Here is a 26,681-nt window from a genome sequence, read left to right as displayed (position 1 = left end):
TCCGCACAGCGAACCGCCGCAATGCCTGCATGGCTCGGCGATTACAACAACCGCAGACCTCACGCCGCCCTCGGCGGAAAACCACCCATAGCTAGATTGATCAAGGACAACGTCCTTGGAAATGACACCTAGCCGCCGCGCATCGGCGGCATCACCACCTTGGCGGCGCGGCAGGCGCGGCGATCGATCTCCGGGCAGCCGCGGAACCGTAGATCCTTGGTCATGCAGATGCGTACCTCCCGCAAGAACCGGTGGTCGCAAGAGACGGCAATCTGCGACGCGTCGAGACCGGGATTGGCTTCGAGGAACGACTGCTCGGCCTCGCCGGGCGACAAAGTGCGGTAGTCGTCCAGCCTGCGGAATTCCTGGGGAACCACCACGCGCTCGCGGGCGAATCGCAGAACCTTGAAATAATCGGCCTGGGACAGGCCCGAACACGTGCCGTGCTTGCGCCATTCATGGCGGATCAGGCCGGCGGAAGGCATCAGGTCGTAAAGCGAACGGGCGGTGTCGTTGTCCACATCCTGGCCACCGGTTCCGCAATCCTCCGGAAAACCGCGCTCGAATTGCGGCCAGAGCCCGTGCACGACGAAGGCATAGGGCCGGCCTGAGGCGCATTGCTGGCGATTGGCGTTCTCACCTTCCGCCTCGCAGTAGCTTGGAGACCAGGACAGCGACAGGACGTAGAAGTCGAAGCCTTTGCCGAGCGGGATTTTTTTGCCCACGTCGACGGCTGCCGATTGTGCGGCTTCGGAATCGGATTGAGGCTGCTGGTCACAGCCGGCAAGGGCGAGAAGCGCCACGCCGAGAAATGCGGCGAGCCGGCGCGACGAGCGCCTGCCGCAGCGCATGATCAGATCATCGCAGGACGCGGCAGCGCCCGTTGTAGACGAACCAGCGGTCGAAACCGGACACGCAGAATTCGACATTCTGGTTGGCCGCGACAAAACCCATGCGCGCCTCGATCAGATACCAGAGGTCGCGCTTGCTGCCGTCGGAGAGGACGACGGTCGCGCCGCAATAACGGCGGCCGATCGGCCATTCCTCGGTTCGCGGGAAGTAGCGGTGCTCGTGGATGTCGCGGAAGTCGGTGATCGAGACGTCCGGGAGGTTGGGCACGTGGCTCACCTGATAGTCGAAACGCGCGGAAATCTTCTTGAGGAAGTACGGGTCTTCGCAGGCGCTGACCTTCGTGCCCGTCGGATCGATGAAATTGCTGAAATCCCCGGCATGGGAGGCGGAGGCGAACGTCACGCCGCTTAGGGCCAGGGCGGCCGCGACGATGGTTTTGACGACGTGCGACATGAGATTCTCTCAATCGGTCCGGGCAGTTGGACTTCCGGAATCACTCTGCGCAATGGCCGGCCACCGGTCAAGCTCCTGCGGTGTCCTTGGCCAGCCATTCCAGGGTCCATTCGCCACCTGGTGTTTCCGCCAGGACACGGTGCAGCGCCGGCAAGATCGAGCGCAGCTCGGATTCCAGCGTGAAGGGCGGATTGATCACCACCATCCCCGTCCCGTCGAGGCGCGGTTCGGCGGAAGGCGGTCGGACAGAAAAGCGGATGTCGAGGATTTTTGGAATGCCCGATTGCCTCAGCCCATGCGCGAATTCCGCGACGGCCTGGCGATCCTTGACCGGATACCAGAGCGCGCAGATGCCGCCTGGCCAGCGGCGATGCGCCTTCACCAGTCCCTGGAGCAGCCGATCGAACTCGCCGGGCTGCTCGAAGGGCGGATCGACCATGACCAGCCCGCGCTTCTCCTTCGGCGGCAGATGCGCGCCCAGCGCCAGCCAGCCGTCGAGCTCGATCACCCGCACCTGGTGGTCGCCGGCGAAGAGACCGGCCAGGCGATGGGCGTCCTGCGGATGCAGCTCGATCGCCGTCAGCCGGTCTTGCTTGCGCAGCAGATGGCGCACGATCAGCGGCGAACCTGGATAGTGCGTGAATTTTTCCTGGGGATTCGCTGCGACAACCGTTTGGAGATAAGGCGCGAGCTGGGCCGCGGCGGGAGCCGGCAGTTGTGCATCGCGCAGCCGGCCGATGCCGCCCAGCCATTCGCCGGTGCGCTGGGCGGCGTCACTCGAAAGATTGTAGACGCCGGCGCCGGCATGCGTGTCGATGACCCGAAACGCCTTGTCCTTGAGCTTCAGATAGTCGACGAGCCGCGTGAGGATAGCGTGCTTGACGACGTCGGCGAAATTGCCGGCATGGAAGGCGTGGCGGTAGTTCATAAGCGGGTCTTCAGGGTTGCGCGGCGCCGCGGCCCCAGCGCGGTTTTACCGGCGGCGGGGCTCCGCCGCTCCCACCGCCGGCGCGGCGCCGGAAGCACAGGAGGAAGCCGATCATGCCGACTGCCATGACCGAGAACCCGACCGGCTGGGCGCGCTGATCGTAGGAACCGCCACCGAGGAGCAGCAGATCGACAGATGCGACCTGGATACCTTCGGCGTCACCCGGTCCGACCGTGAAGGTGTAGCCTCCGTTCCCGACATCGGCGATCGACCCCGCCTGGATGCGAAAAACCTGAAGGTGCGTCTGCGGCGACTCCTCGCGCTTCTCGGCGCCGTCGAGCGTGAGGGTATTGGCAAGCACGGTCTTGCCTTCGGCGGCCGCCGTGATGGTCAGAACGCGTGCATCGCTGTCGAAGTTCGGCTGCAAGACGGCCGCAAGGTCTATCACCGCCTTGACCGGCGCGTCCGAACCCATCAGCCGCGCGTCGATAGGATGGAAGCCGGCAGCGTCCCCTACCCGCCACGTGCCGATCTCGTGGGCGGCGCGGTTCTGCATCGCCCACGGATAGACGAAGGCGATGCCGGCTCCGATCAGGAAAATCAGCAGGAAGATGATGCGCATCATGAACGGGATTCCGCGGCCGCCGACCTCACGCCCTGCGCTCCCATCGGCGCTCGGGCGTCTGCTGCCAATAGGTCACCGCATGGCCGGCAGCCTTGTGCAGCTTCCACTGGTTGCGCGCTTCCTCGACCTGAGCGGCGTCGTGGCCATCGAACATGAAGACGATGCGCTCGCAGGCATCGTCCTGCGGCGGGCTCGCCCCATCGACCACGAAGCGTACAGCGGCTCCGTTGCGGTTGTCCTGCCCCGTCGTCAGCAGCACGGGCTGTGCATCGGCGTGCGGGTCGCGATCGGTGCCGTGCGCCAGGAAGGAATCGTCGCGATACGTCCACAGATGCATGTCGAGACTGTCGCGGCGCTCGTCGCTGCCTGTCTGCACCACCGCACGCCAGCCACGCTGCACGGTCTTCTCGAGAAGCGCCGGCAGCGCGTTCTCGAGCGTCGATTCGGTCAGGTGATAGAAGAGAACGTCGGCCATGCCGAAGTATTTAGCCTTCGTAGTGGTCTCGCACCAGCCGGTCGAGCAGGCGGACGCCGAAACCCGAGGCCCAGGACTGGTTGATCTCGGTCGCGGGAGACGAGATTGCCGTGCCGGCGATGTCGAGATGCGCCCAGGGCGTTTCCTTGACGAAACGCTGCAAGAACTGTGCGGCGCTGATCGAACCGCCGTGACGGCCGCCGGTGTTCTTCATGTCGGCGTTCTTGGTGTCGATCATCTTGTCGTATTCGGTGCCCATCGGCATGCGCCAGAGCCGCTCCTGCGTCACCTGGCCGGCGGCAGTGAGTCGCTCCGAAAGTTCGTCGTTGTTGGAGAAAAGGCCGGCATAGGCGTTTCCAAGCGCGACCATGATGGCGCCGGTCAGCGTCGCAAGATCGATCATGAATTTCGGCTGGAAGCGGTCGTTGCAATACCAGAGCGCGTCCGCCAGCACGAGCCGGCCCTCGGCGTCGGTGTTGATGACCTCGATCGTCTGCCCCGACATCGAGGTGACGATGTCGCCCGGCCGTTGCGCATTGCCGTCGGGCATGTTCTCGACAAGGCCGATCATGCCGACGACATTGGCCTTGGCCTTGCGCGCGGCAAGCACATGCATCAGGCCGGCAACGGCGGCCGCACCTCCCATGTCGCCTTTCATGTCTTCCATGCCCGCAGCCTGCTTGATCGAAATGCCGCCGGTGTCGAAGACGACGCCCTTGCCGATGAAGGCGACGGGCTTGTCCTTGGGCTTGCCGCCGTTCCACTGCATGACGACCAGCCGGGGCGGCCGCACCGAACCCTGCGCCACGCCCAGCAGCGCGCCCATGCCGAGCTTGCGCATCTCCTTCTCGGTCAGCACCTCGACCGTGACGCCGAGCGCCTTCAACTCGGACGCCTTGGCCGCGAACTCCACCGGCCCGAGTATGTTCGCCGGCTCGTTGACGAGGTCGCGGGCCAGAAGCACGCCGTCGACCGTGCCCTCCGCCGCCGCGAAGGCACGCTTGGCCGCCGTCGGATTGGCGCATTGGATGACGATGCGGGCCGGTTTGTTGTCGGCCGCGCCGTTGGCGTCGTCCTTCTTGGTCTTGTAGGTGTCGAAACTGTAGTTCCTGAGCAGGATGCCCGCCGCGATGCTGGAAACCTCGCCGGGGCCGATGGTGACCCCGGGCAGTTCCGCTACAACCGTAATATCCTTGGCTTTCTTCACCTGGGCGGCAATGGAGCCGCCAAGCCGCCACCAGCACGATTCGGTCAAGGACGCTGCCTTGCCGACACCGACGGCGATCAGCCGGTCGAGCGGCGACCTCTCCGGCGCGATCACATCGACAGCGCTTCCGAACTTGGCCTTGAATTCGGAGACATCGAAGGCGCGCGGCAGGACATTGCCGGGATCGCAAGCCTTCGCCGCCTCGCCCAACCCCTCGGCTTCCGCCGCCAGAACGACGGCCACCCCTTTTTTGGGGGGAGCAAACCTGGCGAAGCTTATCGTGGGTCTAGGCGTCATCGGCATCCATTTCCAAAGGCGGAGGTGTTTTGTGACGCAACCTTTGAGAGTTTTCGCCGATTTGGCAAGAATCTTCGGCTGCGCCAAAGCCGGACCGTAGCAAAATCGTCGCGAAATCGTCGTGCGGCTGTAAGGTGGGCGTCAGGAAGCGGGGTTACCAGACACGGAGCACAAGGTAGCGGCGCAGCGCCTCGGACAGAGGCGCCGGCATGTTGGCAACTTGAGCGATCGAGTTGGAGAAAGCATGACCGATATAGCCGCCGTCCGCCATTCAGACCCAGCGATATGGCGGTCGACCCGGCACCTCCCGGCCCCGAGCGGGCGGACGCTTGCTTGGATCGCGATCGTCACGCTTGCGATATTCTCGTTGTTTCCGGCCTTGGACATAGCGGCCAGCAAGCTCTTCTTCGTCGAGACACCGTGTGCGACGGACGCTGCGAGCCTGGCCGTCTGTGGGGTTTTTCCGGCCAGGTACGATCCAGTCCTCGGCCATCTGCGCCAGGCGCTGCAGGCTTTGCCGTTCATCGTCGCGCTGTCGCTCGGCATCTGGGTGGCCGTGAGATTGGTGTTCACCGGACGGCTCGGCGCGCTCGGGCGGATGGCGGCGACCGCCTTCTGGACCTACGCGATTGCCGTCGGGCTGGTCGTCAATGCCGGCCTGAAGGGATATTCAGGCAGGCCACGGCCGATCCATGTCGATCTGTTCGGCGGCGATCTTCCGTTCGTGGCAGCGGGCAAGATCACCAGCTACTGCGCGTCGAACTGCTCCTTCGTCTCGGGAGAAATGGCGTCGGCGACCTGGCTCCTCTGCGTCGTGCCACTGCTGCCGGCAGCCTGGCGCACGATGGGCTTCGCGATCGCGGCCGGTCTCGCCACACTGACCGGCGTTTTGCGTATTGCCTTCGGTGCCCACTATCTTTCGGATGTGCTGCTTGCGGCCACCGTCACTCTGGCGGTCCATCATCTGGTGACGGCCGCAGCAGTCAAACTCCACCGCGCCCGCCGGCACTTCGGCGCGGAAATTCTCTCCACAACTTCCGCGCAAACGCGCAGATGGCTGAAGCGGGCCAAGGAATGGCCGCGGCGCAAGCAGAGCTGGACCTGAGCGGCCTTCACTAAAAATATTTGTTCGGCCACAATAAAGCGTTAACCCTGACTCTTGGCGGTTTCTTAGCCTTGGCCGGCCGACAATGCGCGCGTCCGGGACAGGGCGCGGCGACATGGCGGGGGCTGCACCGGTTGAACTGTCGCGGGCCGGCGCATAGTTTAGGCGGGCTCCGTTCATCGCGGCGCCCAGGGACGTCCAGGGAATTCCTCCGCTGATGAAGGTCATCGAGCGCTACATTTTTCTGAAAGGGCTGCTGACGTTCCTCGCCACGCTGGGGGGCACGATGGCGATCGTCTGGGTGACGCAGGTGCTGCCGCGCCTCGACCTGGTGACCAGCAACGGCCAGAGCGCCGGCGATTTTATGTATCTTGCGAGCCTGATCCTGCCCTCGGTGGTCCCTGAGGTGCTGCCCTTCGCCATGGCCATCACCGTCGCGCAGACTTTCGCCTCGATGAACACCGATTCGGAACTGGTGGTGATCAATGCAGCCGGCAGCTCGCGCTGGATCGTGATCAAGCCGATCCTGATCCTGGCAGCGCTGGCAAGCATCACCTCGTTCCTGTTCGCCAATGTCGTCGACCCCTATTCGAAACTTGAATTCCGCCGCCTGCTTGCCAGCGCGCGAGCCGATCTCATTTCGCTGGTCGTGCAGGAAGGTTCGTTCCGCCAGATCGAGAAGGACCTTTATATCCAGATCGGAGAGCGGCTGCCGGGCGGCGACTTCGGCAGGATTTTCCTTGCCGATTCACGCCAGGACGGCGCCGACTTCATCTATTACGCGAAGAAAGGCTCGGTGGTCGAAGACGGCGACGACAAGACGCTGGTCATGAATGACGGCGTCGTCCAGCGAAAGGCTTCCAACGGCGACGTGTCGGTCATCCATTTCGATTCCTACGCTTTTGACCTTTCGGTGTTCGCTGCGAAATCCGGCGGCGGCAGCATGTATGCGAAGGATCGCGACCTCCTCTACCTGCTCGATCCCGATCCCAGCGACACCGCGTTCCAGAAGAAGCCGCAGGAATTCCGGGCGATGCTCCACCGGCGGCTTGCCGAGTGGCTTTATCCCATCGTCTTCGCGCTTATCGGACTGGCGGTGGCCGCTGACGCGAAATCGCATCGCGAAGGCCGCATCCATCCCTTGGTCACCACGCTTGCGCTGGCGCTGCTGGTGCGATGGCTGGGCTTTTTCACCGGCAACCAGGCCCAGACCTCGCCCCTGTTCGTGCCGCTGGTCTATGCCGTTCCATTGCTTGCATCGGCGATCTCGGTCTGGTTCATCGCCACCAACCGGACGATGGAATTGCCGGTGACCTGGGCCGATTCGCTGATGTCGTGGTCCCGCCGGATTGCCGACCGCATGGCCTTCCTGCGCATACGGGGCGGCACCGAACCGGGACAGGGGCAGGCATCGTGACCTGGACGCTCGGCCGCTATTTCTTCTTCCGCTACGCCACGATCACGGCGTGGTTCTTCCTCGGCATCTTCGCAATGGTGTTCCTGATCGATTTCACGGAACTGTCGAGCCGCACATCGGCCTTCAAGAATTTCACCGTGCAGATCGCGCTGGCGATATCGATCCTGCGCGTGCCGATGATCGTGCAGCAGGTGATCCCGTTCATCTGCCTTTTCGGCGCGATGGCGACGCTGGTGTCACTCAACCGCAAGTATGAGCTAGTGATCGCGCGGGCGGCGGGGATATCGGCCTGGCAGTTCCTGTTCCCCGTCTGCCTCGGGGCGCTGACGATCGGTCTGCTGACCATCTTCCTGCTCAATCCGATCGCAGCGCGCGGGCTGGCGCGGGCCGAAAACATCGAGGCCTATCTGCGCGCCGGCGACCCGACGGCGCCAAGCGCCTTCGACGTCCCCTGGATCCGGCAGAAGACCGAGGGCACGGATACGATCATCGGCGCCAAGATGATTCTCAACCGAGGGCTGGAACTCGTCGACGCGTCGTTCTTCTCCTTCGACGCCGACGGCAACATAGTCGAGCGCAGGGACGCGCGGCGTGCCCATCTGCGCGACGGATATTGGGACCTGGTCGACGTCAAACGCCTGCGCGAGGGCCAGAAGATCGAGACCGTGGCGGAGGACCGGGTTCCGACCAACCTCACGCCTGCTTTCGTGCAGGAGAGATTGGCGCAACCGGAGACGGTTCCGTTCTTCGAACTGCCGTCGAAGATCGAGGTGGCGCGGTCCTTCGGCCTGAAGGCAAACGCATTCTCCATGCAATTTCATTCACTTGTGGCGCTGCCGATGCTGCTGGTGGCGATGACGCTGATCGCCGCGACCGTGTCGATGCGCTTCGCCCGGCTCGGCCAGTCGATCGCGATGATTCTGGGTGGCGCGCTTGCCGGCTTTCTGCTTTATGTGGTGTCTGTTCTCGTGAGGGCCTTCGGCAACGCCGGATTCGTGCCGCCTTACGTCGCTGCATGGTTGCCGGTGGTGGTCACGTTGTTTTTTGGGGTAACATTCCTGCTGTACAAGGAAGACGGTTAGTGAGGGGTCCGTCACCCGCATTCGGCCGCAGATCGGCCCGCATCGTGCGTCTTTACGCCACGACGGCGATCGTCTGCGCCCTCGGACTCGGCTTCGCCGGTGCTGCCTCCGCGCAGGACGTCGGCGGACTGGCCGAGCGCATGGCCGGAAACGTACCGAGCGATTCGCAGATGCTGCTCGAGGCGGATACGCTGGTCTACGACATCGACGCCGACATGGTGACGGCGGTGGGCGGCGTGCGCATCGACTATGCCGGCAACAAACTTGTCGCCCAGCGCGTCAGCTACAACCGCAAGACATCGCGCCTAGTGGCCAGCGGCGGCGTGCAGCTCATCGACAGCGACGGCACCAAGGTCTTTTCCGACGAGGTCGACATCACGGACGACTTCGCCGACGGATTCGTCAACGCGCTGCGTGTCGAGACCATCGACAAGACCTATTTCGCCGCCGAAAGCGCGAAGCGCGAGGGCGGCCAGGTGACCACCTTCAACAATGGCGTCTATACGGCCTGCGCGCCTTGCGAGGAGCAACCGGACCGCGCGCCGATCTGGCGCATCAAGGCCAAGAAGATCATCTGGAACGGCAAGACCAAGACGGTGCGCTTCGAGCAGTCACGCTTCGAGTTCTTCGGCTTTCCGATTGCCACCCTGCCGGCCTTCGAGATTGCCGACCCGACCGTCAAGCGCAAGAGCGGCTTCCTGTTCCCCGGCGCCAAGATCAATTCCAATCTAGGCTACGGCCTGACCGTGCCTTATTACTTCGCGCTTTCGCCGACCTATGACCTGACCGTCGCCGGCACCGGCTATACGAAGCAGGGCTTCCTGGGCGAAGCCGAATGGCGGCAACGCTTCGACAACGGCGAGTACAGCCTGAAGATCGCCGGCATCTACCAGGCCAAGCCGGGCGACTTCAACGACCAGAACAGCGTCAATTCCGGACCGACCGGCGATCCGAACCGGTGGCGCGCCATGGTCGGCTCGAAGGGCCATTTCGACCTCAATTCGCGCTGGCAGGTCGGCTGGGACATACTCTACCAGACCGACAAGAATTTCTCGAGGACCTACGGGATAGAAGGGTTTGACGACTTTGTGCAGCGCTCCGAGGTCTATCTGACGGGGCTGAACGACCGGAACTATTTCGATCTTCGCGGCATGAAGTTCGACGTCCAGGAAGACGTGCTGGATTCCAGTCAGTTTTCGACCGACGAATATCAGCCCTGGGTCCTGCCCAGCTTCGACTACAGCTATATTCCCGACGAACCGCTTGCCGGCGGCGAACTGCGGCTGGACGTCAACGCCCGCTCCATCTACCGCTCGCGGCTAGACGACAACACGTTCGACAACGATGAGAATTCGGATTTCCGCAACGATCTCGTTCAGGGTATCGAAGGGTATTCGAGCCGGCTGACCGCCGAAGCGGAGTGGAAGCGCTCCTTCATCACCGATGGCGGACTGGTCGTTACGCCGCTGCTGCAATTCCAGGCCGATACCACCTATGTCAACCAGTCGCAGTCATCGGTCGACGCGATCAATGCGCTCGCCAATACGCCCGGCGGGGTTGCACCCGTGGACATCCGGTCGGACTACAACCGCGTGATGGCCACCGCAGGCATGGAGGTGCGCTGGCCGGTCCTGTTCTCCAGCGCGAACTCCTCGCATGTGCTCGAGCCGATGGCGCAACTGTTCGCGCGCCCAGACGAGCCCTACAGCTCGACCTACGGTATCCCCAACGAGGACGCCCAGAGCTTCGTTTTCGACGCCACCTCGCTGTTCGATCGGGACAAGTTCTCCGGTTTCGACCGGATCGAGGGCGGAACCCGCGCCAATCTCGGACTCCGCTACAGCGGCACCTACGACAATGGCTGGATGACCAACGCGCTGTTCGGCCAGTCCTATCAACTGGCAGGCGATAATTCCTTCGCCTCGCCCGATCTCGTGCATGCCGGCGCAGAGTCCGGCCTGGAAACCGATACGTCCGACTATGTCGGTCTCGTCGGATTCGCCACGCCGTTCGGGCTCTCGGCCTCTTTGAGCGGCCGCTTCGACGAGCAGACCCTCGAGTTGCGCCGTTCCGAAGCGAAGGCAGGTTATGTGAATGGCCCGGTAAGCCTCACCACCAACTACACCTTCATCCAGGCGCAGCCGCTCTATGGCTACAGCGAGGATCGCCACGAGGTGAGCGGCGGAGCCTCGGTCCGCTTCCATGAGAACTGGCGGGCTTTCGGCTCTGGCACATACGACCTCCAATCCAATGTGCTGATTTCCGACTCGCTCGGATTGGCCTATGATGACGAGTGCTTTGCCTATGCGCTGACCATGACGACGTCCCGCGACACTGATGACAACAGCACCGACGAACGGACTTTCGGGTTCAGCATATCGTTGCGGACGCTCGGCGACATCGGCAACGGCTCGACCTCGTTCGAACGTAGCTCGGCAAGTTCGTTCATCCGGTAATTGTCGCGGCGGCCTATTTTCCAGGGCGCGTCATCGTTTCGCCCCAGACGTCCGTCATCGACCGGACAGTAAAGCCGCAGGGAAAGAAAAACGGAACCTTGGGATGGCCTCCGTGAAAAAAACACTTCTATCGCTGAATGCCGCTCTGTTCATCATGGCGGCGGCAATGTCCGTTTCGCCAGTCGGATACGTCCATGCGGCGAGCGAGATCAAGTTCGTCGTCAACGGAGTTCCCGTGACGAACTATGACATCCAGCGCCGCGCCGCCTTCCTGAAACTGCAGCGCAAGAAGGGCAACCTGACCCAGCTTGCCGGTGACGACATGGTGGACCAGACACTGAAGCGCGCCGAGACCGCGCGCCTCGGCATCAAGGTGCCGGATGACGCCGTCAACGCCGCCTATGCCCGCTTCGCCAAATCCAACAAGATGACGCCTGCGCAGTTGACCGGCATTCTCGACAAGGCCGGGGTTACCGCGCCGCACTTCAAGGAATACATCCGCACGCAACTCGGGTGGAACCAGGCGCTGTCGTCGCGCTACAAGGCGCAGGGCGGCACGATGAGCGAACAGGACGCGGTGCGCCGCATGCTCGAGAAAGGCGGCAACAAACCGTCTGCGACCGAATATATGCTGCAGCAGGTGATCTTCGTCGTCCCGGCATCGGAACGCGGGTCGATCGGCAAGCGCAAGAAGGAAGCTGAGGCTTTGCGCCAGCGCTTCACCGGGTGCGACAGCACGCGCGAATTCGCCAAGGGTCTGCTCGACGTTACGGTTCGCGACCTCGGCCGCGTGCTCGCGCCGGAATTGCCGACGGACTGGGCGGAGCAAATCAGGGCCACCAAGATCGGCGGCGCCACGCCGGTCCGCGAGACGGATCGCGGCGTCGAGTTCATCGGCATATGCCGCACCCGCGAGGTTTCGGACGACCGCGTGGCGAAATCCGTCTTCCAGGCCGAGGGCAACGAAGAGGATCAGGCCGGAGAGCTCGATAAGAAATACACCGCCGAACTCCGCGAACGCGCCAAGATCGTCCAGCGTTGATTTCATAGCATCCGCGCTCCCGAGCGCGGAATTTGATACATGTTTGCGAAGCGGCCGCAGCGCACGCTTTCTCGTGCCGTCGAACAGGATCTCCAGGCTTCCCATGGCTTCGCCGCATCAACCGCCGCTGGCGCTTACGTCCGGCGATCCGGCAGGCATCGGTCCCGACGTCGCATTGATGGCCTGGCTGCGGCGGAGGGCCGGCGTGCCATGTTTTTACCTGCTTGGCGACCCGGCGGCGCTTGCAAGCAGGGCAAGACGCCTCGACCTCGACGTGCCGATCAAAGAGGTCGAACCGGCGGATGCCCGTAAAACCTACGCACAGGCGTTGCCCATCGTGCCGCTCGCAGCGCGGTTCGATGATCGTCCGGGCAGGCCGGACATTGCCAATGTGCCGGGCATCATCGAATCGATCGACCGGGCCGTCACCGACGCATTCGATGGCCGCGCCTCGGCGGTCGTCACCTGCCCGATCGCCAAGAAGGTCCTGTATGATGGCGGGTTCAGGTCTCCCGGCCATACCGAATACCTCGCCGAACTGGCAAGTATCCGCACCGGCAGCATCGCGCGTCCGGTGATGATGCTGGCCGGGCCGGAGCTTCGCACCGTACCGGTGACCATCCACATCCCGCTTGCCGAGGTGCCGTCGAAGCTGACGGAACAGGATATCGTCGAGACCGGCCGCATCGTTGCGGGCGAGCTTGAGCAGCGCTTCGGCATTCTCCGCCCCCGTCTGGCGGTCGCCGGCCTCAATCCGCATGCCGGCGAAGAGGGTGCGATGGGCGTGGAAGATGAAAAGATCGTCCGGCCGGCGGTCGAAGCGCTGATTCGGGAGGGCATCGAGGCACGAGGGCCGCTGCCGGCGGATACGCTCTTCCACGGCCGGGCGCGAAAAACCTATGACGCGGCGCTCTGCATGTATCACGATCAGGCGCTGATACCGGCGAAGACGCTGGCCTTCGACGAGGCGGTCAATGTGACGCTGGGCCTGCCCTTCATCCGCACCTCGCCCGACCATGGCACGGCCTTCGATATCGCCGGCAGCGGCACGGCGAAACCCGACAGCCTGATCGCAGCACTTCGTCTTGCCGGGCAAATGGCCGCACGGTCGATGGCATGAGCGTCGCCCCGGACGGCCTGCCGCCGCTGCGCGAGGTGATCGAGCGCCACGGGTTGCAGGCGAAGAAGGCGCTCGGCCAGAATTTCCTTCTCGACCTCAACCTGACGGGAAAGGTGGCGCGTGCCGCCGGTCCGCTCGACGACGTGACGGTAATCGAGGTCGGCCCGGGTCCCGGCGGCCTCACCCGCGCCCTGCTGATGCATGGGGCGAAGCGCGTCGTGGCGATCGAACGCGACGAGCGCTGCCTGGCGGCGCTGGAAGAAATTTCCGCGCATTATCCGGGTCGGTTGGAAGTGGTGGCGGCGGATGCGCTGAAGACCGACATGGCGGCGCTGACGGCCGGCGAGCCGGCCAAGATCGTCGCCAACCTTCCCTATAATATCGGCACCGAACTGCTGGTCCGCTGGCTGACCGTGGCGGAATGGCCTCCCTTCTATCGGTCGCTGACGCTGATGTTCCAGAAGGAGGTCGCCCAGCGCATCGTCGCCGAGCCCGGCAGCGACGCCTATGGGCGGCTTGGGGTGCTTTCAGGCTGGCGCTGCAAGGCCGACATCGCCTTCGACATCCCGGCGCGCGCCTTCACCCCGCCGCCGAAGGTGACGTCGTCGGTCGTGCATCTGGTGCCACGCGCAGCACCGCTGCCCGCCGACATCCACAAGCTGGAGCGCGTCACCGAGGCGGCGTTCGGGCAGCGGCGGAAGATGCTGAGGCAGAGTTTGAAGAGCCTTGGCGGCGAGGTACTGCTGGAAAAAGCAGGTGTTGATGGGACGCGGCGCGCGGAGACGCTGAACGTGGAGGAGTTCGTGCGCCTGGCGAACGCGATATAAGAGACGGGGCACTATACCCCTCGCCCGTCCCGAGCCCTCAGCACGTGCGGAAGATCAGGCCTTCTCGTCGAGCAATCCCGAGACGAAATCGAACAGGCCCGGCCGGCGGTCGCGGCGCAGGCGCTCGGCGGTGACGATCGCCTTGACCTGCGAAAAGGCGCGATCGAGATCGCGGTTGATCACCACGTAATCGTAGTCGCGCCAGTGCTCGATCTCCACCCTGGCGTTTTCGAGCCGGCGGGCGATCGTGTCGTCCGAATCCTCGGCGCGGCGCTTCAGCCGGCTCTTCAGTTCGGTCATCGACGGCGGCAGGATGAAGATCGAGACGATGTCGGCCCGCATCTTGTCCTTCAACTGAAGCGCGCCCTGCCAGTCGATGTCGAACAGCATGTCGCGGCCTTCCGCCATGGCGGCCTCGACCGGTTCGCGCGGCGTGGCGTAGCAGTTGCCGTGCACCTCTGCCCATTCCAGAAGCGCATCCGAATCGCGCAGCCGATCGAACTCGCGCCGGGAGACGAAGCGATAGTGGACGCCGTCGATCTCGCTGCCGCGGCGGGCGCGCGTGGTGACGCTCACCGAGAGGCTGAGTTCGTGGTCGCTTTCGAGCAGGTTGCGCGCGATGGTCGACTTGCCCGCGCCGGATGGCGAAGACAGCACCAGCATCAAGCCGCGGCGGCGAATGCCCGCTGTAAGCTGTCCGGTCTCCATCCCTACTCCAAATTCTGGACCTGCTCGCGGAACTGGTCCACGACCGCCTTCAGCTCCAGGCCGATGGCGGTGATCGCTCCCGCGTTCGACTTAGAACACAACGTGTTTGATTCGCGATTAAATTCCTGCGCCAGGAAGTCGAGCTTGCGGCCGATCGGCCCGCCGGCGGCGAGCAGCGCCCGACCGGAGGCGACGTGCGTCGTCAGCCGGTCGATCTCCTCGCGGATATCGGCCTTGGTGGCCAGGAATGCCGCCTCCATATGGAGCCGGGCCTCATCCAACCCAGCACTCGCGTCCATCAACAGCGCGACCTGCTCGGCGAGGCGCGCGCGGATCGTGGCCGGGTCGCGGGACGGGTCCACTTCCGCCCGCGCCACGAGCGATTCGATCGCGTCGATGTGGCCGCCAAGCACCTCGCCGGTCGCTTGTCCCTCCGCCTGGCGGGCCTTCGCAAGGTCGGCGATGGCGTGCTGGAAGGTGGCGAAGATGGTAGCGTCGAGGCCGGCGCGCGTCTCCTCGGTCTCCAGCGTCTCGGAAGGTTCGAGCACGCCGCGCAGCGCCAGCAAACCGTCGGCGCTGGCGGGAGCTGTGCCAAACTGTTCCTGGAGCCGTCTGGCGAGGCCGGCCAGATCCTTCAGGAATGCCTCGTTGATGACCGGCTGCATGGTGCCACCACCAACCTTGCCGATGGTCAGTGTTGCTTGGAAATTGCCGCGCGCGAACCGTTTCTGGAGCGCCTGCCGCACGCCAGGTTCGAGACGTTCGTAGCCGGGCGGTAGCCGCAGCCGGATCTCGATCGTCTTGCCGTTGACGGATTTCAGTTCCCAGGCAATGGAGGTTCCGTCCACCTCGCCCGTGGCACGGGAAAACCCGGTCATGCTTTGAAGGGTCATCGAGAGGCGTTCCTTCCGACAAATACTCTGATGCCGGGAGGCAGGCGCCTCCGGGATAACGCAATGTCATCCTTCCGATACCGGGTCGACAGGATCGCGTCCAGCCGTGCAGCCGGCGCCGTTAACGGAGTGTGGTGTCAGCCCAGGCGGCGGCTATACCCGCGGTGAAGCGTTGCGCACTACTGCGCCGTGCCGTTGCCCGTCTTGGCAGCGTCACCGCCCTGCTGCTTCTGTATGGCTCGCCAACGGGCGACGTTGCGGTTGTGCTCGTCGAGCGAACTCGCAAAAACATGGCCGCCCGTGCCGTCAGCAACGAAGTAGAGGTCGTCTGTCTGCAAGGGATTGGCGACCGCCTCAAGTGCCGCGCGCCCCGGATTGGCAATCGGCGTCGGCGGCAGTCCACTGATGACATAGGTGTTGTAGGGCGTCGGCTTTTCGAGGTCGGACTGGTAGATCGGCCGGTCCGCCGGTTTGCCCGCGCCGCCGAACAGGCCATAGATGATCGTGGGGTCGGACTGGAGCCTCATCTTCTTGCGCAACCGGTTGACGAAAACCGACGCGACGTGCGGCCGCTCGGAATCGACACCAGTTTCCTTTTCGACGATCGAGGCAAGCGTGACGAATTCGTTGACGTCCGCCAGCGGCAGGTCGGGCGCGCGCTTGGCCCATACCTCGTCGATCAGTTCCTGCTGCTGCTCCTGCATCTTGGCGATCATCGTCTTGCGGTCGGCGCCGCGCGTGAAGCGCTGGGTATCGGCCGCAAGGCTTCCCTCCGGCGGCATCTCGGACGGCATGGCGCCGCTCAGCGCCTCGTTGTCGGCAATCCGCCGCAACGCCTGCGCGACCGTCAGGCCTTCGGGGATCGTCAGCGAATGCATGATCGACTTGCCGCTCTGCAACAGCTTTATGATGTCGCGCATCGACGCGCCGGCCGGCACCTCGTACTCGCCCGCCTTCAGCGTCGCGTCGCCGCCATAGGCGCGGTGGCCAAGACGGAAGATCAAGGCGTCGCTGATAAGGCCGTTCTGTTCGAGTTGCGCGGCAATCTGCGCCGTGCCGGTGCCTTCCTTGACCAGGAAAGTTTTGGCCACCGTTGCCGGTCCCGGAGCGTCGAAAGACTCCTTGCCGACATAGACCGCGACGCCGGCCGCGATGACCACCAGCATCACCAGCGAGACGACGAGATTCATGAAAACGACGATCTGGTTGCGCGAGGCGCGGGAGCGACGCGAGGCCGGTGGCGGCGTCCCCTTTTCGGGGCGAAGCGCCTCGCTGGCCGTCTTGGCGGCGGCGGGCTTCGGCGGCTCCGGCCGGCGGCCGAATTCGGCTGTGTTCGTCTGGGTTTCGCTCATTGCCGTAGCCTGGAGCCTCTATAATGCCGCACCGATCTCCCGCGGGGGAGACTAGGCGCGAATATGGCAAAATTCACGGCAGGCCGAAGCAACGCGGCGTCAGCCCTCGAAGCGCTGGAACACCAGCGACGCGTTGGTGCCTCCGAAACCGAAAGAGTTCGAAAGCGCGACATCGACCTGACGCTGCCGCGCCGTGTGCGGAACGAGATCGATCGCGGTCTCGCGCTCCGGATTATCAAGGTTGATGGTCGGCGGCGCGATGTTGTCGCGGATCGACAGCACCGAGAAGATCGCTTCGGCAGCACCCGCCGCGCCGAGCAGATGGCCGATCGCCGACTTGGTCGACGACATCGAGATCTTCGACGCCGCATTGCCGACCAGCCGTTCGACCGCGCCAAGCTCGATCGTGTCGGCCATGGTCGAGGTGCCGTGGGCGTTGATGTAGTCGAGGTCGGCAGGCTGCAGGCCGGCCCGCTTGACGGCGGCGCTCATGCAGCGGAAGGCGCCGTCGCCGTCCTCGGCCGGGGCCGTGATGTGATAGGCATCGCCGGTCAGGCCATAGCCCACCACCTCTGCATAGATCTTGGCGCCGCGCGCCTTGGCGTGCTCGAGTTCCTCGAGGATGACAACGCCGGCGCCCTCGCCCATGACAAAACCGTCGCGGTCGCGGTCGAAGGGACGCGAGGCGGTTTCCGGCGCGTCGTTGCGGTCGGTCGACAAGGCCCGGCAGGCAGCGAAGCCGGCCATGGAAAGACGTGTCACCGGCGCTTCCGCGCCACCGGCCAGCATAACATCGGCGTCGCCGAACATGATCAGCCGGGCCGCGTCGCCGATGGCGTGCGCGCCGGTCGAGCAGGCGGTGACGACCGCGTGGTTCGGGCCCTTGAGGCCGTGGCGGATCGAGACCTGGCCGGAAACCAGGTTGATGATGTTGCCGGGAATGAAGAACGGGCTGATGCGGCGCGGGCCGCGTTCCTTGAGCAGCAGGGCATTGTCGGCGATGCCGTCGATGCCGCCGATGCCCGAACCGATCATGACGCCGGTGGCGTTGCGGTCCTCGGTGGACTTCGGCTCCCAGCCAGAATCCTTCAGCGCCTCGTCGGCGGCGGCTATGCCGTAGAGGATGAAGTCGCCGATCTTGCGGAGCTCTTTCGGCTCAAGATAGGATTCGGGGTGGAAAGTGTGGTCGCTGCCGTCGCCGCGTGGAATGACGTGTGCGATCTTGCAGGCGATGTCCTCAACCTCGAAGGTCGTGACCCGCCGGCAGGCGCTCCTGCCGGCAAGAATCTGCTTCCAGGTATGGTCCACGCCAACGCCGAACGGCGAGAGCAGACCCAGACCCGTAACCACGACACGCCTCATCGCAGTCTCCCGATGCGCTGACGGCATGCCGGGCGGATCAGGCCGAAGCTTTGTCGATGTACTTCACCGCGTCGCCGACGGTGAGGATCGTCTCGGCTGCATCATCCGGAATCTCGACGCCGAATTCTTCCTCGAAGGCCATGACGAGTTCGACCGTGTCCAGGGAGTCCGCGCCCAGATCATCGATGAAGCTCGCGGATTCCGTCACCTTGTCGGCTTCAACGCCGAGATGCTCGACCACGATCTTCTTGACGCGCTCTGCGGTGTCACTCATGTTGGCTTCCTCGTATCAAGTTGTGTGCCTTCGTTAGCGGGCGGATTGCCGCTAAGCAAGCTGAAAGATGACGTTTGCCGGAACGCGCCGGCCACGGCCGTGGATTGACCATCCGCCGCCAATGAAATCGCGCATTACACGAAATCTTGAAGGCGTCCAAGGCGAAAAGCCATGTTTGCCGGCACTACGGGCTGACTTTGCGTCAGCCGCGTCAGATCATCGCCATGCCGCCATTGACGTGGATCGTCTGGCCGGTGACGTAGGCGGCCTCGCCCGAGGCCAGGAAGGCAACCGCCCCCGCGACCTCGGCGCCGGTGCCCATGCGCCTGGAGGGAATCGCGGCCATGATCGCTTCCTTCTGCTTGTCGTTGAGCTTGTCGGTCATCGCCGATTCGATGAAGCCGGGCGCCACGCAATTGACGGTGACGTTGCGGGTGGCGATCTCCTGGGCCAGCGATTTCGTGAAGCCGATCATGCCGGCCTTCGAGGCGCAGTAGTTCGCCTGCCCCGGATTGCCGGTGACGCCGACCACCGACGTTATGTTGATGATGCGGCCGTTGCGGCGGCGCATCATCGGGTGCGTCAGTTCGCGCGTCAGGCGGAACACGGCGGTGAGATTGACCTCGATGACCGAATCCCAGTCGGCGTCGGACATGCGCACGAACAGCCCGTCCTTGGTGATGCCCGCATTGTTGACGAGGATGTCGACGCCTTCGAGATCGGCTTCCGCCTTCTGGCCGAGCGCCTTCACCTCGTCGCGATTGGTCAGGTCGGCGGGAAACAGCTTTACCCGGCCCCCGAGATCGGCGGCGAGCGATTCGAGCTTTTCGACGCGCGTCCCGTGCAGCCCCACTACGGCGCCCTGCGCATGTAATGTGCGGGCGATCGCCTCCCCAATGCCGCCGCTCGCGCCGGTGATCAGCGCCTTCTTGCCAGTCAGGTCGAACATAACCGTATTCCTCAAGAGTGTAGGTTGGTTAGGCAATACCGCTGTTATGACAATGCCGCCAGCGCCGCCTCGACATCCGCCGGCGAGCCGATATTGGCGGTGGCGAGGTCGCGGTTGATGCGGCGCGCTAGGCCGGACAGCACCTTGCCGGCGCCGACCTCATAGAGCGTCGTCACGCCGTTGGTGCCGAACCACTCTACGGTCTCGCGCCAGCGGACGCGTCCGGTGACCTGCTCGACCAGACGATCGGCGATCTCGCCGGGATCGCTGACCGGCCGGACCACCACGTTGGCAACGACTGGCACGGTGGGCGCCGCTTTCGCGACCTTGGCCAGCGCCTCGCGCATCGCCTCGGCGGCGGGCGTCATCAGCGCCGAATGGAAAGGCGCCGAGACCGGCAGCATGATGGCCCGCTTGGCGCCCTTCTCCGTGCAGAGTTTCGCGGCAAGCTCGACCGCCGCCTTCGCGCCGGAGATCACCAGTTGTCCGCCACCATTGTCGTTGGCGATCTGCACGTTCGGCCCGGCTTCGGCACAGGCGGCCTCGACGGCCTCCTGCTCCAGCCCAAGAATCGCGGCCATGGCGCCCTCGCCGACCGGAACGGCCGCCTGCATGGCATTGCCGCGAATGCGCAGCAGCCGCGCCGTATCGGCGACCGAGAACGTGCCGGCTGCCGCCAACGCCGAATATTCGCCGAGCGAATGGCCGGCGACGTAGGAAACCTTGTCCTTCAGCGAGAAGCCGCGTGCCTCCAGCGCTCGCACCGCTGCCAGCGACACGGCCATCAAGGCCGGCTGTGCATTGGCGGTCAGCGTCAGCGCTTCTTCCGGCCCCTCCCAGATGATTTTCGAGAGCTTTTCGCCAAGCGCCTCGTCGACTTCGTCGAAGATCGCCCTCGCCTCCGGAAACGCCTCGGCAAGATCCTTGCCCATTCCCACGGCCTGGCTTCCCTGGCCCGGGAAGGTGAACACGATCGTCATGGTATCCCGTCCTTGCTGCTTTTCTCGGCTAGCCTGTCGCGCGAGGCTGCCGCCGAAGTCAAGACCGCCAAGGGACAATCGGTCGCATCCTTGTCCGCAGATTCTTTTGCCGGCGCTGAAAATCCTTCCAAATTTGGCCACAGGCACTGGATTTTTGTGACAAGAGGATGACATTACCGTGATGGATGCATGACAGGCGTCCGTCCATGAGTTCGGGGAAGCGCGCCTTGGGTTTTCAGACGCGGAGTTCGCTACTGCAGCGGCAAGCAGGATCGGCAGGTGGCGACGCTCCTGAAAAACGCTGGAGCACCATGCGTTTCTGCGGCTCGACGCTGGCGACGCTGCTGGTCGCGGCCCTGCTGGTGTTTGCCGTGGAACTCGTGGCGCGGGGCTCGCTGGCGCAGACGCTGGACTTTTTCCAGCAGCCTTTCCGCCCCGGCTGGACAACGGTGGTGCTGTTCGCCCTGCTGATCGTCTTTTTCGACGCCCTGCTCGGCCGACCCTATCACGCGCTGTTCGTTATCGCGCCGGTGGCGATCGGGCTCGCCTTCGTTGGGCACCAGAAGGCGTTCTATCTCGGCGACCCGCTCTATCCGACCGACTTCCTCTATGCGCGGCAGATCGTCGAACTGATGCCGCTGCTGGTCCGCCAGCGGCCGATCGCTGCGATCGGCTTCACCATCGCCGCAATCGCGGCAGTCGCCATGCTGGTGGCCGCGTGGCGCTTCCGCTGCAAGCGGGCGCCGCGGCTGACCTTCAAGGCGCGCGCCTCGCGGCTGGTTCTTGCGCTGCCAGCGCTGATCTTCTTCGGCTCGATCATGGACTACGCGACCTTCTCCTGGGCGCGCGACCGGCTGCAGATTTCGCCGGTGATGTGGGACCAGAAGGAGAACTACAACAGCAACGGATTCGCCATCGCCTTCGCGCTCAACGTGCCGATGGCGAAAGTCGCCGCGCCGAAGGATTATTCCGAGGACGCCATGAAGGCCATCCTCGGGCAGAAGCTGGCGCCGGTGGTCGTGCCGCAGGACAGGCCCGACATCATCATGGTGATGAGCGAATCCTTCTGGGATCCGACGCTTCTGCCGAAGACCACCATCACGCCCGACCCCATCCCGACCGTGCGCGCGCTGCAGTCCGGCCACATGCTGTCGCCGGAATTCGGCGGCATGACCGCCAATGTTGAATTCGAGGCGCTGACCGGTTTTTCCAACGCGTTCCTGCCCTATGGCAGCATTCCCTACCAGCAATATGTCCGCACCCCTATGCCGTCGCTGGCGAAATTCCTGAAGAGCGAAGGCTACGACACGCGCGCCTTCCATCCCTATGCGGGGTGGTTCTGGAACCGCGCAACGGTCTATCGCGATTTCGGCTTCGACCGTTTCCTGTCGGAGGAGACGCTGCCGGTGCTGGACAAGCGCGGGCCACTGGCCGCCGACACGGCCTTTGTCGAGGAGATCATCGAGAACGCCGACCGGGCGAGCCGGCCGTTCTTCTATTTCGCAGTGACCTTGCAGGGCCACGGCCCCTACGAGCCGAACCGCTATCCGGATTCGACGCTCGACGTGAAAAGCCCGATCAGCGAGATTTCGCGAGGGTCGCTGAAGACCTATGCGACGGGCGCGGCCGACGCCGACAAAAGCCTCGCCGAACTGATCGACTGGGCAAAGAAGCGCGAGCGGCACACCGTCATCGCCTTCTTCGGCGACCATCTGCCACCGCTCGGGCCGGTCTATACCGAGACGGGTTTCATGAATGACGTCGTCGCTGACCGCAACGCGCCGGTCGAGACGCTTGCCGCCGAGCACGAGACGCCGCTGGTCGTGTGGTCGAACCGCATCGGCGCTCTCAAGGGCGTCGGCTCGATCAGCCCGGCCTTCCTGCCGCTGCATCTGATGCGGACGGCAGGCTTCAGCCATCCCTATTATACCGGGTTCCTCGGCGAGGTTTACGACCGCTACAGCGCGGTCGACCGCAACATGCTGGTGGCGCGGACGGGTGCGCCGACGCCGAACTGGGCGCGGGCCGAGACGGTCGACCCGCTGATCCGGGATTTTCGTTGTCTCCAGTACGACCTGATCTTCGGCAAGCGTTTTGGCGAGGCGGAGTTCTTCCCGGAGTCGCAGAAGGTGACGAGGATCTTGCCCCCGCCGGTCTGAGCGGCGGCCGTCAGCCGGTGAACTGCAGCGCGGCGATGATGCTGGAGATGCTGTTGAAGATTTCCTTCAGCTTCTTGGGGTCGTTGGTGCCGAAATAATATTCCGGTTTTGAAGCGCAGTCCCCGTAGAGTTTGCGATTGGTGGGGGAATCGACACCCAATAGAATTGTAAATATCTGCACGTCCTGGTTCTTGAGTTCCGTGCACATTGTCGACGTCCAGGTGTTGACCTGGGTTATTGCCTTGCTCTTGTCAGTACCCATACGGCCGTCGAGTAGGAAACCGTAGGCGCCGTAGTCGGATTTATAGACCGTCCTAGCCGCACCGTACACTTCATTGGTTCCATCGGTAAAAACCACGACCCACTTGCTGACATGGTCATCCTTGAAGGGCTGACCCTCCGTGTAAGGTTCGCCCGGCGACAGAACGCGCCTGCCCCATGCCAATCCCTCGGCAACATTGGTGCCCGAGCCGTTCCAGAAGGTCATGGCGTCGATCTGTTTCTTCAGCGAATCCAGATTCTCGGTCAGTGGCGCAATCGGCGTCGCGCAGGCACGATTTGGACCCATCGTGAAATTTGGATTCTTGGAGTTTGGTCCATCTACGATTTGGGTTTTTGCGCCTTTATACTTCGTTGAGTTTGCAATTTCAGCCTTCTGAGCATCTTGTATTTTTTTATCTGTCACGCTTATCGCATTGCTTGTGCCGTCTACAATATAAGAATTGTTGAATTTGTCTGCGTCGTTACTGGCCGCTATGTCGGTAAACGCTCCCGGTTCATCCGGTGCAAAATATGGCACGAACAATGTTTCCGGCTTCTTTTTGTCAGGAGCCGCATCGTCAAGATTGTGTGGGGCCGGCCGGGCGATCACGCAGCCTTTCCAAGTCACCCCAAGGTCCTTGAACAGCGTCTGAACATTTACCGACTTGCCGTCGACCTTCGCAAAATTCGTGCCGGCTAACGGGCTTTTTGCATCATTGTCGATCCAGCTATCCTTGAATCCTTCTCCCCTGATGTTCACCGCCGTAACGAACGGTACCAATGCAGCCCGCACCGTGCGGCCGGATACGCCGCTGCCCTGCATACCCCGCAACGTGTCCACAAGGCTGTTTGCCGCGTCGCGCAGGTTCTTCATGTTCGCGGCGCCCATCGACCCGGTGTTGTCGAGAACCAGCGCGACCTCGACGTTCTTGCGCGATTCGAAAGCAACGGATGTCACCTTGATCAGTGGATCGGCCCCGAACAGGCCCATGAATTTCAGGTCGACATGCGATGTCGCGGTGCCCTCGTTGCGGATATCCACCAGCGTCTCGTTGACCTTGATGGTGGCCTTCGGGTCGCGCAGCAACTGCTTGCCGGCGACATTCGAGGCGAAGAAGCGGTCGAACGTATCCTCCCGCGAGACCTCGGTCGCGCCGGTGCGGGACGCCGCCATCACCGCCGCGTCGAGCGAGGCCTGGAGGTCCGATTTCGCCGACATCAAATTGGTGACGTCGATGCCGAAGCCAACGGCGAAAAGCACGGCAGGAGACACGACCGCGAATGTCAGTGCAAAATTGCCGGACGTCGACCGCAGGAACCGCTTGAACATTTTTCACCCCAGGCAACTACAAGCCTGCAAACTGCCGACGTCGATGTGAAAATTCGGTTGAAGTCCGGAGAGTGCCGACAGCCGGCTGCGCGCAGGCTTAACGGGCGGTTGCGGCGGGGCCAGAAATTTTCACGATTGCAGGCGTGCTCGCCCGCCTGCCGGGCCGAGGAACAAGTCGCGGCATTTCGACATTCGCGCCGTTCAACCTTGCGCCGCCGGCGAAATGCTGTATAGAGCGCGCTTCTGCCGGTCCCGGCTGGGGGCTGAACGGAGGGCCGGAGGTTTGAAAACCTCCGTTCGAAGGCGAAAAGGTCTTCAGCCTCCCGTGTCTCCGCTCTCCGACCGTCCATGCTCCTTTCTTCTCCTGAGGAGGCCTTTGGCCCCGAAGGATCAAGACAGGTTGCAGAGGCTTAGCCGCCGGTACCGGGCAGAGTGTTGAAGAAAGGCAAAAGCACAATGGCTCTCTACGAACATGTGTTCCTTGCCCGCCAGGACCTCTCGCAGCAGCAGGTCGACGCGCTTGTGGAACACTACAAGGGCGTGATCGCTGCGAACGGAGGTTCCGTCGGCCGGGTGGAGAACTGGGGACTGAAGTCCCTCACCTACCGGATCAAGAAGAACCGGAAGGCCTACTACACGCTGATGGACCTGAACTGCCCGCCGGCCGCGCTCAACGAGATGGAGCGCCAGCAGGGCCTGTCGGAAGACATCCTGCGCTTCCTGACCGTCAAGGTCGACAAGCACGAGGAAGGCCAGTCGGCCATGCTGCAGAAGCGCGAAGAGCGAAGCGAACGCAGCGGTGGCTTCGGTGACCGCGACCGTGGCGACCGCGGCCCGCGCAGCTTTGGCGACCGTGACCGCGGCGATCGTGGTCCGCGCAGCTTCGGCGACCGCGAAGGCGGCGACCGCGGCCCGCGCAGCTTCGGCGACCGTGAGGACCGCCCGCGCCGCCCGCGCGAAAACGTTGAAGGAGCTGCATGATGGTCGACATCAACCAGATCCCGACCCGGCGTCCGTTCCACCGCCGCCGCAAGACCTGCCCGTTCTCCGGCGCCAACGCCCCGAAGATCGACTACAAGGACGTGCGCCTTTTGCAGCGCTACATTTCCGAGCGCGGCAAGATCGTGCCGTCGCGCATCACCGCCGTCAGCCAGAAGAAGCAGCGCGAACTCGCCCAGGCGATCAAGCGCGCCCGCTTCCTCGGCCTGCTGCCGTACCTGGTGCGCTAGGTCTGCTGCCGGGGACAGTTTACTTTTTCCGCGGAAGGGCGAAGGCCGATGAGGTCTTGGCGCAAGCGGAAAAGTAAACTGTCCCCTGCGGCCCCTCCGCGACGGGCGCGGCGGGTGAAAACGAAAATCCCGAGTTGGGGCCAAAGCCCCTAACTGCCGATACGGGCAGGACAGCGACCTCCGGCGACAAGACCGCCCAAACGCTTCCTGATCCGTTTCCGAAACCGCCGCTCCATGCGGCACGTGAAAAAGGAACAGAGAGATGGAAGTCATTCTTCTCGAACGCATTTCCCGCCTCGGCCAGATGGGCGACACCGTCAAGGTCAAGGACGGTTTTGCCCGCAACTTCCTGCTGCCGCAGGGCAAGGCGCTGCGCGCCAACGAAGGCAACAAGAAGAAGTTCGAGGGCCAGCGCGCCCAGCTCGAGGCCCGCAACCTCGAGCGCAAGTCGGAAGCCTCGGCGATCGCCGAGACGCTCGACGGCAAGAGCTTCATCGTGGTGCGCTCGGCCGGCGAGACCGGCCAGCTCTACGGCTCGGTGTCGACCCGCGACATCGCCGAGCTGCTGACGGCCGGCGGTTACACCGTCGCGCGCAATCAGGTCGAGCTCAACCAGCCGATCAAGACCATCGGTCTCACCAATGTGGCGATCGCGCTGCATCCGGAAGTCGAGGTCACGGTGACGCTGAACATCGCCCGGTCCGAGGAAGAGGCTGAGCGCCAGGCAAAGGGCGAGACGCTGACCACCGCCGAGGCCATCTATGGCGACGACATCAACGAGAACGCCCGGCCGGACAACTTCTTCGACCCGGCCGCCGAGGAAGATGGCGAGGCGTAAGCGACGTCTCGATGCACGACTTGAAAGCCCGGGTTCGTCCCGGGCTTTTTTGTTTTCGCGGCGTCAACCGGCCCCGGATGCCTGCCGCACCCAAAGTCCGGCCCGGAGCAACGGTATTTTCGACAGCACGGATCGCCGCCACGCCGCGAAAATCCGCATTGGCCATCGATTCCGAGCCTGTTACGTCCGGAGCGGGACTTTCAGGACGTATCCCTACGCGGCGGCTCCAGCGCGTAGAATGCCATCGCATTGGCGTGCGCCAGGATCTCATCGACCTCGCGGATGTTTTTCCGTTTCGGCGCATCCGGATCGAAGCGCGGCAATCTTCCGCCGGGCGGACGCCCGCGCCGCAGCGGCGAAAAACGCCGGAACCGGACCGGACCCGGCTCGCCGCCTGCTGCCGCGGCGTCACGGGCCGCCCTGTCCCGTGCAAGGCCTGCGTCGTTGCGCGCCTTCCAGC

General features: G+C 63.8%; 26 protein-coding genes and 1 pseudogene. 12 read left to right on the top strand and 15 right to left on the bottom strand.

The window, feature by feature from the left end; translation table 11 throughout:
• A partial coding sequence (locus ACH196_RS33990) for an integrase core domain-containing protein (protein WP_396650131.1) occupies positions 1 to 132 on the top strand: 132 nt, incomplete at its 5' end.
• Here ACH196_RS33990 and ACH196_RS33985 read toward each other — a convergent pair.
• The 6 genes from ACH196_RS33985 to ACH196_RS33960 all read right to left on the bottom strand — a co-directional run bounded on the left by ACH196_RS33985 (position 129) and on the right by ACH196_RS33960 (position 4,837).
• Complete coding sequence (locus ACH196_RS33985; protein ID WP_396651267.1) at positions 129 to 851, bottom strand: ribonuclease; 723 nt, start codon at positions 849 to 851, stop codon at positions 129 to 131. The genes ACH196_RS33990 and ACH196_RS33985 overlap by 4 nt on opposite strands.
• Before the next feature lie 7 nt (positions 852 to 858).
• Entirely contained in the window at positions 859 to 1,305 is a 447-nt protein-coding gene (locus ACH196_RS33980; protein ID WP_396651266.1) for a hypothetical protein, read from the bottom strand.
• A 67-nt stretch (positions 1,306 to 1,372) separates the two neighbouring features.
• The gene (locus ACH196_RS33975; RefSeq protein WP_396651265.1) at positions 1,373 to 2,233 is read right to left on the bottom strand and encodes a 23S rRNA (adenine(2030)-N(6))-methyltransferase RlmJ; all 861 of its coding nucleotides are present in this window, start codon (positions 2,231 to 2,233) and stop codon (positions 1,373 to 1,375) included.
• Positions 2,234 to 2,243: 10 nt separating this feature from the next.
• Complete coding sequence (locus ACH196_RS33970) at positions 2,244 to 2,858, bottom strand: hypothetical protein (protein WP_396651264.1); 615 nt, start codon at positions 2,856 to 2,858, stop codon at positions 2,244 to 2,246.
• Positions 2,859 to 2,883: 25 nt separating this feature from the next.
• Entirely contained in the window at positions 2,884 to 3,333 is a 450-nt protein-coding gene (locus ACH196_RS33965) for a DNA polymerase III subunit chi (RefSeq protein WP_396651263.1), read from the bottom strand.
• Between the two features lie 10 nt (positions 3,334 to 3,343).
• Entirely contained in the window at positions 3,344 to 4,837 is a 1,494-nt protein-coding gene (locus tag ACH196_RS33960) for a leucyl aminopeptidase (RefSeq protein ID WP_396651262.1), read from the bottom strand.
• A gap of 244 nt (positions 4,838 to 5,081) precedes the next feature.
• Here ACH196_RS33960 and ACH196_RS33955 point away from each other — a divergent pair, with 244 nt between their 5' ends.
• The 7 genes from ACH196_RS33955 (at position 5,082) to rsmA (ending at position 13,886) form a co-directional block, all read left to right on the top strand.
• Positions 5,082 to 5,942 carry a phosphatase PAP2 family protein gene (locus ACH196_RS33955; RefSeq protein WP_396651261.1) on the top strand — a complete coding sequence of 287 codons (861 nt, stop codon included), beginning with the start codon at positions 5,082 to 5,084 and terminating at the stop codon, positions 5,940 to 5,942.
• 217 nt (positions 5,943 to 6,159) lie between these two features.
• Positions 6,160 to 7,359, top strand: coding sequence for an LPS export ABC transporter permease LptF (lptF, locus tag ACH196_RS33950; RefSeq protein WP_396651260.1), 1,200 nt, complete (start codon positions 6,160 to 6,162; stop codon positions 7,357 to 7,359).
• Positions 7,353 to 8,441 carry an LPS export ABC transporter permease LptG gene (gene lptG, locus ACH196_RS33945; RefSeq protein WP_396651270.1) on the top strand — a complete coding sequence of 363 codons (1,089 nt, stop codon included), beginning with the start codon at positions 7,353 to 7,355 and terminating at the stop codon, positions 8,439 to 8,441. The genes lptF and lptG overlap by 7 nt, the downstream gene beginning before the upstream one ends.
• A 140-nt stretch (positions 8,442 to 8,581) precedes the next feature.
• Positions 8,582 to 10,897, top strand: a complete 2,316-nt coding sequence (locus ACH196_RS33940; protein ID WP_396651269.1) for an LPS-assembly protein LptD — start codon at positions 8,582 to 8,584, stop codon at positions 10,895 to 10,897.
• 103 nt (positions 10,898 to 11,000) lie between these two features.
• Positions 11,001 to 11,939, top strand: coding sequence for a SurA N-terminal domain-containing protein (locus ACH196_RS33935; RefSeq protein ID WP_396651259.1), 939 nt, complete (start codon positions 11,001 to 11,003; stop codon positions 11,937 to 11,939).
• A 103-nt stretch (positions 11,940 to 12,042) separates the two neighbouring features.
• A complete protein-coding gene (pdxA, locus tag ACH196_RS33930) occupies positions 12,043 to 13,059 on the top strand; it encodes a 4-hydroxythreonine-4-phosphate dehydrogenase PdxA (RefSeq protein WP_396651258.1) in 1,017 nt (338 codons plus the stop codon).
• Complete coding sequence (rsmA, locus tag ACH196_RS33925; RefSeq protein ID WP_396651257.1) at positions 13,056 to 13,886, top strand: 16S rRNA (adenine(1518)-N(6)/adenine(1519)-N(6))-dimethyltransferase RsmA; 831 nt, start codon at positions 13,056 to 13,058, stop codon at positions 13,884 to 13,886. The genes pdxA and rsmA overlap by 4 nt, the downstream gene beginning before the upstream one ends.
• 54 nt (positions 13,887 to 13,940) lie before the next feature.
• Here the strand turns inward: rsmA and gmk are convergent, their stop codons facing one another.
• The 7 genes from gmk to fabD form a co-directional block, all read right to left on the bottom strand.
• Positions 13,941 to 14,594, bottom strand: coding sequence for a guanylate kinase (gene gmk, locus ACH196_RS33920; RefSeq protein WP_396651256.1), 654 nt, complete (start codon positions 14,592 to 14,594; stop codon positions 13,941 to 13,943).
• A gap of 2 nt (positions 14,595 to 14,596) precedes the next feature.
• Positions 14,597 to 15,487 carry a YicC/YloC family endoribonuclease gene (locus tag ACH196_RS33915; RefSeq protein WP_396651255.1) on the bottom strand — a complete coding sequence of 297 codons (891 nt, stop codon included), beginning with the start codon at positions 15,485 to 15,487 and terminating at the stop codon, positions 14,597 to 14,599.
• A gap of 179 nt (positions 15,488 to 15,666) precedes the next feature.
• Positions 15,667 to 16,839: an endolytic transglycosylase MltG gene (gene mltG / locus ACH196_RS33910; RefSeq protein WP_396651254.1), complete on the bottom strand. Its 1,173-nt coding sequence runs from the start codon at positions 16,837 to 16,839 to the stop codon at positions 15,667 to 15,669.
• Between the two features lie 99 nt (positions 16,840 to 16,938).
• Complete coding sequence (gene fabF / locus ACH196_RS33905; RefSeq protein ID WP_396651253.1) at positions 16,939 to 18,201, bottom strand: beta-ketoacyl-ACP synthase II; 1,263 nt, start codon at positions 18,199 to 18,201, stop codon at positions 16,939 to 16,941.
• Between the two features lie 37 nt (positions 18,202 to 18,238).
• Entirely contained in the window at positions 18,239 to 18,475 is a 237-nt protein-coding gene (locus tag ACH196_RS33900; RefSeq protein WP_308057390.1) for an acyl carrier protein, read from the bottom strand.
• A gap of 211 nt (positions 18,476 to 18,686) precedes the next feature.
• Complete coding sequence (fabG, locus tag ACH196_RS33895; RefSeq protein WP_396651252.1) at positions 18,687 to 19,424, bottom strand: 3-oxoacyl-[acyl-carrier-protein] reductase; 738 nt, start codon at positions 19,422 to 19,424, stop codon at positions 18,687 to 18,689.
• A gap of 44 nt (positions 19,425 to 19,468) precedes the next feature.
• Positions 19,469 to 20,404: an ACP S-malonyltransferase gene (fabD, locus tag ACH196_RS33890; protein WP_396651251.1), complete on the bottom strand. Its 936-nt coding sequence runs from the start codon at positions 20,402 to 20,404 to the stop codon at positions 19,469 to 19,471.
• 311 nt (positions 20,405 to 20,715) lie between these two features.
• Between fabD and ACH196_RS33885 the strand changes: the two genes are divergently transcribed.
• Positions 20,716 to 22,563, top strand: a complete 1,848-nt coding sequence (locus ACH196_RS33885) for an LTA synthase family protein (protein WP_396651268.1) — start codon at positions 20,716 to 20,718, stop codon at positions 22,561 to 22,563.
• Between the two features lie 10 nt (positions 22,564 to 22,573).
• On the opposite strand, the gene ACH196_RS33880 is transcribed toward ACH196_RS33885, so the two are convergent.
• Complete coding sequence (locus tag ACH196_RS33880) at positions 22,574 to 24,154, bottom strand: pilus assembly protein TadG-related protein (protein WP_396651250.1); 1,581 nt, start codon at positions 24,152 to 24,154, stop codon at positions 22,574 to 22,576.
• A 456-nt stretch (positions 24,155 to 24,610) separates the two neighbouring features.
• Here ACH196_RS33880 and rpsF point away from each other — a divergent pair, with 456 nt between their 5' ends.
• The 3 genes from rpsF (at position 24,611) to rplI (ending at position 26,221) form a co-directional block, all read left to right on the top strand.
• Entirely contained in the window at positions 24,611 to 25,135 is a 525-nt protein-coding gene (rpsF, locus tag ACH196_RS33875) for a 30S ribosomal protein S6 (protein ID WP_396651249.1), read from the top strand.
• On the top strand, positions 25,135 to 25,383 hold the full coding sequence (rpsR, locus tag ACH196_RS33870) for a 30S ribosomal protein S18 (protein ID WP_188256182.1): 249 nt from the start codon (positions 25,135 to 25,137) through the stop codon (positions 25,381 to 25,383). Before rpsF ends, rpsR begins: the two co-directional genes overlap by 1 nt.
• 262 nt (positions 25,384 to 25,645) lie before the next feature.
• Positions 25,646 to 26,221 (top strand): 50S ribosomal protein L9, encoded by a 576-nt coding sequence (gene rplI, locus ACH196_RS33865; protein WP_396651248.1) that lies wholly within the window; start codon positions 25,646 to 25,648, stop codon positions 26,219 to 26,221.
• A gap of 200 nt (positions 26,222 to 26,421) precedes the next feature.
• On the opposite strand, the pseudogene ACH196_RS33860 reads toward rplI, so the two are convergent.
• Positions 26,422 to 26,681: pseudogene (locus tag ACH196_RS33860) on the bottom strand (hypothetical protein); the annotation flags it as partial.

The sequence above is a fragment of the Mesorhizobium sp. IMUNJ 23232 genome (assembly GCF_044326205.1).
GTDB lineage: Bacteria > Pseudomonadota > Alphaproteobacteria > Rhizobiales > Rhizobiaceae > Kumtagia.
Note: the sequence above shows the minus strand (reverse complement) of the source record. Positions and strands in the feature narration are given on the sequence as shown.

Coding starts and splice junctions, on each gene's coding strand:
- ACH196_RS33985 (WP_396651267.1), bottom strand. CDS start 851: ATGCGCTGCGGCAGGCGCTCGTCGCGCCGGCTCGCCGCATTTCTCGGC.
- ACH196_RS33980 (WP_396651266.1), bottom strand. CDS start 1,305: ATGTCGCACGTCGTCAAAACCATCGTCGCGGCCGCCCTGGCCCTAAGC.
- ACH196_RS33975 (WP_396651265.1), bottom strand. CDS start 2,233: ATGAACTACCGCCACGCCTTCCATGCCGGCAATTTCGCCGACGTCGTC.
- ACH196_RS33970 (WP_396651264.1), bottom strand. CDS start 2,858: ATGATGCGCATCATCTTCCTGCTGATTTTCCTGATCGGAGCCGGCATC.
- ACH196_RS33965 (WP_396651263.1), bottom strand. CDS start 3,333: ATGGCCGACGTTCTCTTCTATCACCTGACCGAATCGACGCTCGAGAAC.
- ACH196_RS33960 (WP_396651262.1), bottom strand. CDS start 4,837: ATGACGCCTAGACCCACGATAAGCTTCGCCAGGTTTGCTCCCCCCAAA.
- ACH196_RS33955 (WP_396651261.1), top strand. CDS start 5,082: ATGACCGATATAGCCGCCGTCCGCCATTCAGACCCAGCGATATGGCGG.
- lptF (WP_396651260.1), top strand. CDS start 6,160: ATGAAGGTCATCGAGCGCTACATTTTTCTGAAAGGGCTGCTGACGTTC.
- ACH196_RS33940 (WP_396651269.1), top strand. CDS start 8,582: ATGGCCGGAAACGTACCGAGCGATTCGCAGATGCTGCTCGAGGCGGAT.
- ACH196_RS33935 (WP_396651259.1), top strand. CDS start 11,001: ATGGCCTCCGTGAAAAAAACACTTCTATCGCTGAATGCCGCTCTGTTC.
- pdxA (WP_396651258.1), top strand. CDS start 12,043: ATGGCTTCGCCGCATCAACCGCCGCTGGCGCTTACGTCCGGCGATCCG.
- rsmA (WP_396651257.1), top strand. CDS start 13,056: ATGAGCGTCGCCCCGGACGGCCTGCCGCCGCTGCGCGAGGTGATCGAG.
- gmk (WP_396651256.1), bottom strand. CDS start 14,594: ATGGAGACCGGACAGCTTACAGCGGGCATTCGCCGCCGCGGCTTGATG.
- ACH196_RS33915 (WP_396651255.1), bottom strand. CDS start 15,487: ATGACCCTTCAAAGCATGACCGGGTTTTCCCGTGCCACGGGCGAGGTG.
- mltG (WP_396651254.1), bottom strand. CDS start 16,839: ATGAGCGAAACCCAGACGAACACAGCCGAATTCGGCCGCCGGCCGGAG.
- fabF (WP_396651253.1), bottom strand. CDS start 18,201: ATGAGGCGTGTCGTGGTTACGGGTCTGGGTCTGCTCTCGCCGTTCGGC.
- ACH196_RS33900 (WP_308057390.1), bottom strand. CDS start 18,475: ATGAGTGACACCGCAGAGCGCGTCAAGAAGATCGTGGTCGAGCATCTC.
- fabG (WP_396651252.1), bottom strand. CDS start 19,424: ATGTTCGACCTGACTGGCAAGAAGGCGCTGATCACCGGCGCGAGCGGC.
- fabD (WP_396651251.1), bottom strand. CDS start 20,404: ATGACGATCGTGTTCACCTTCCCGGGCCAGGGAAGCCAGGCCGTGGGA.
- ACH196_RS33885 (WP_396651268.1), top strand. CDS start 20,716: ATGCGTTTCTGCGGCTCGACGCTGGCGACGCTGCTGGTCGCGGCCCTG.
- ACH196_RS33880 (WP_396651250.1), bottom strand. CDS start 24,154: ATGTTCAAGCGGTTCCTGCGGTCGACGTCCGGCAATTTTGCACTGACA.
- rpsF (WP_396651249.1), top strand. CDS start 24,611: ATGGCTCTCTACGAACATGTGTTCCTTGCCCGCCAGGACCTCTCGCAG.
- rpsR (WP_188256182.1), top strand. CDS start 25,135: ATGGTCGACATCAACCAGATCCCGACCCGGCGTCCGTTCCACCGCCGC.
- rplI (WP_396651248.1), top strand. CDS start 25,646: ATGGAAGTCATTCTTCTCGAACGCATTTCCCGCCTCGGCCAGATGGGC.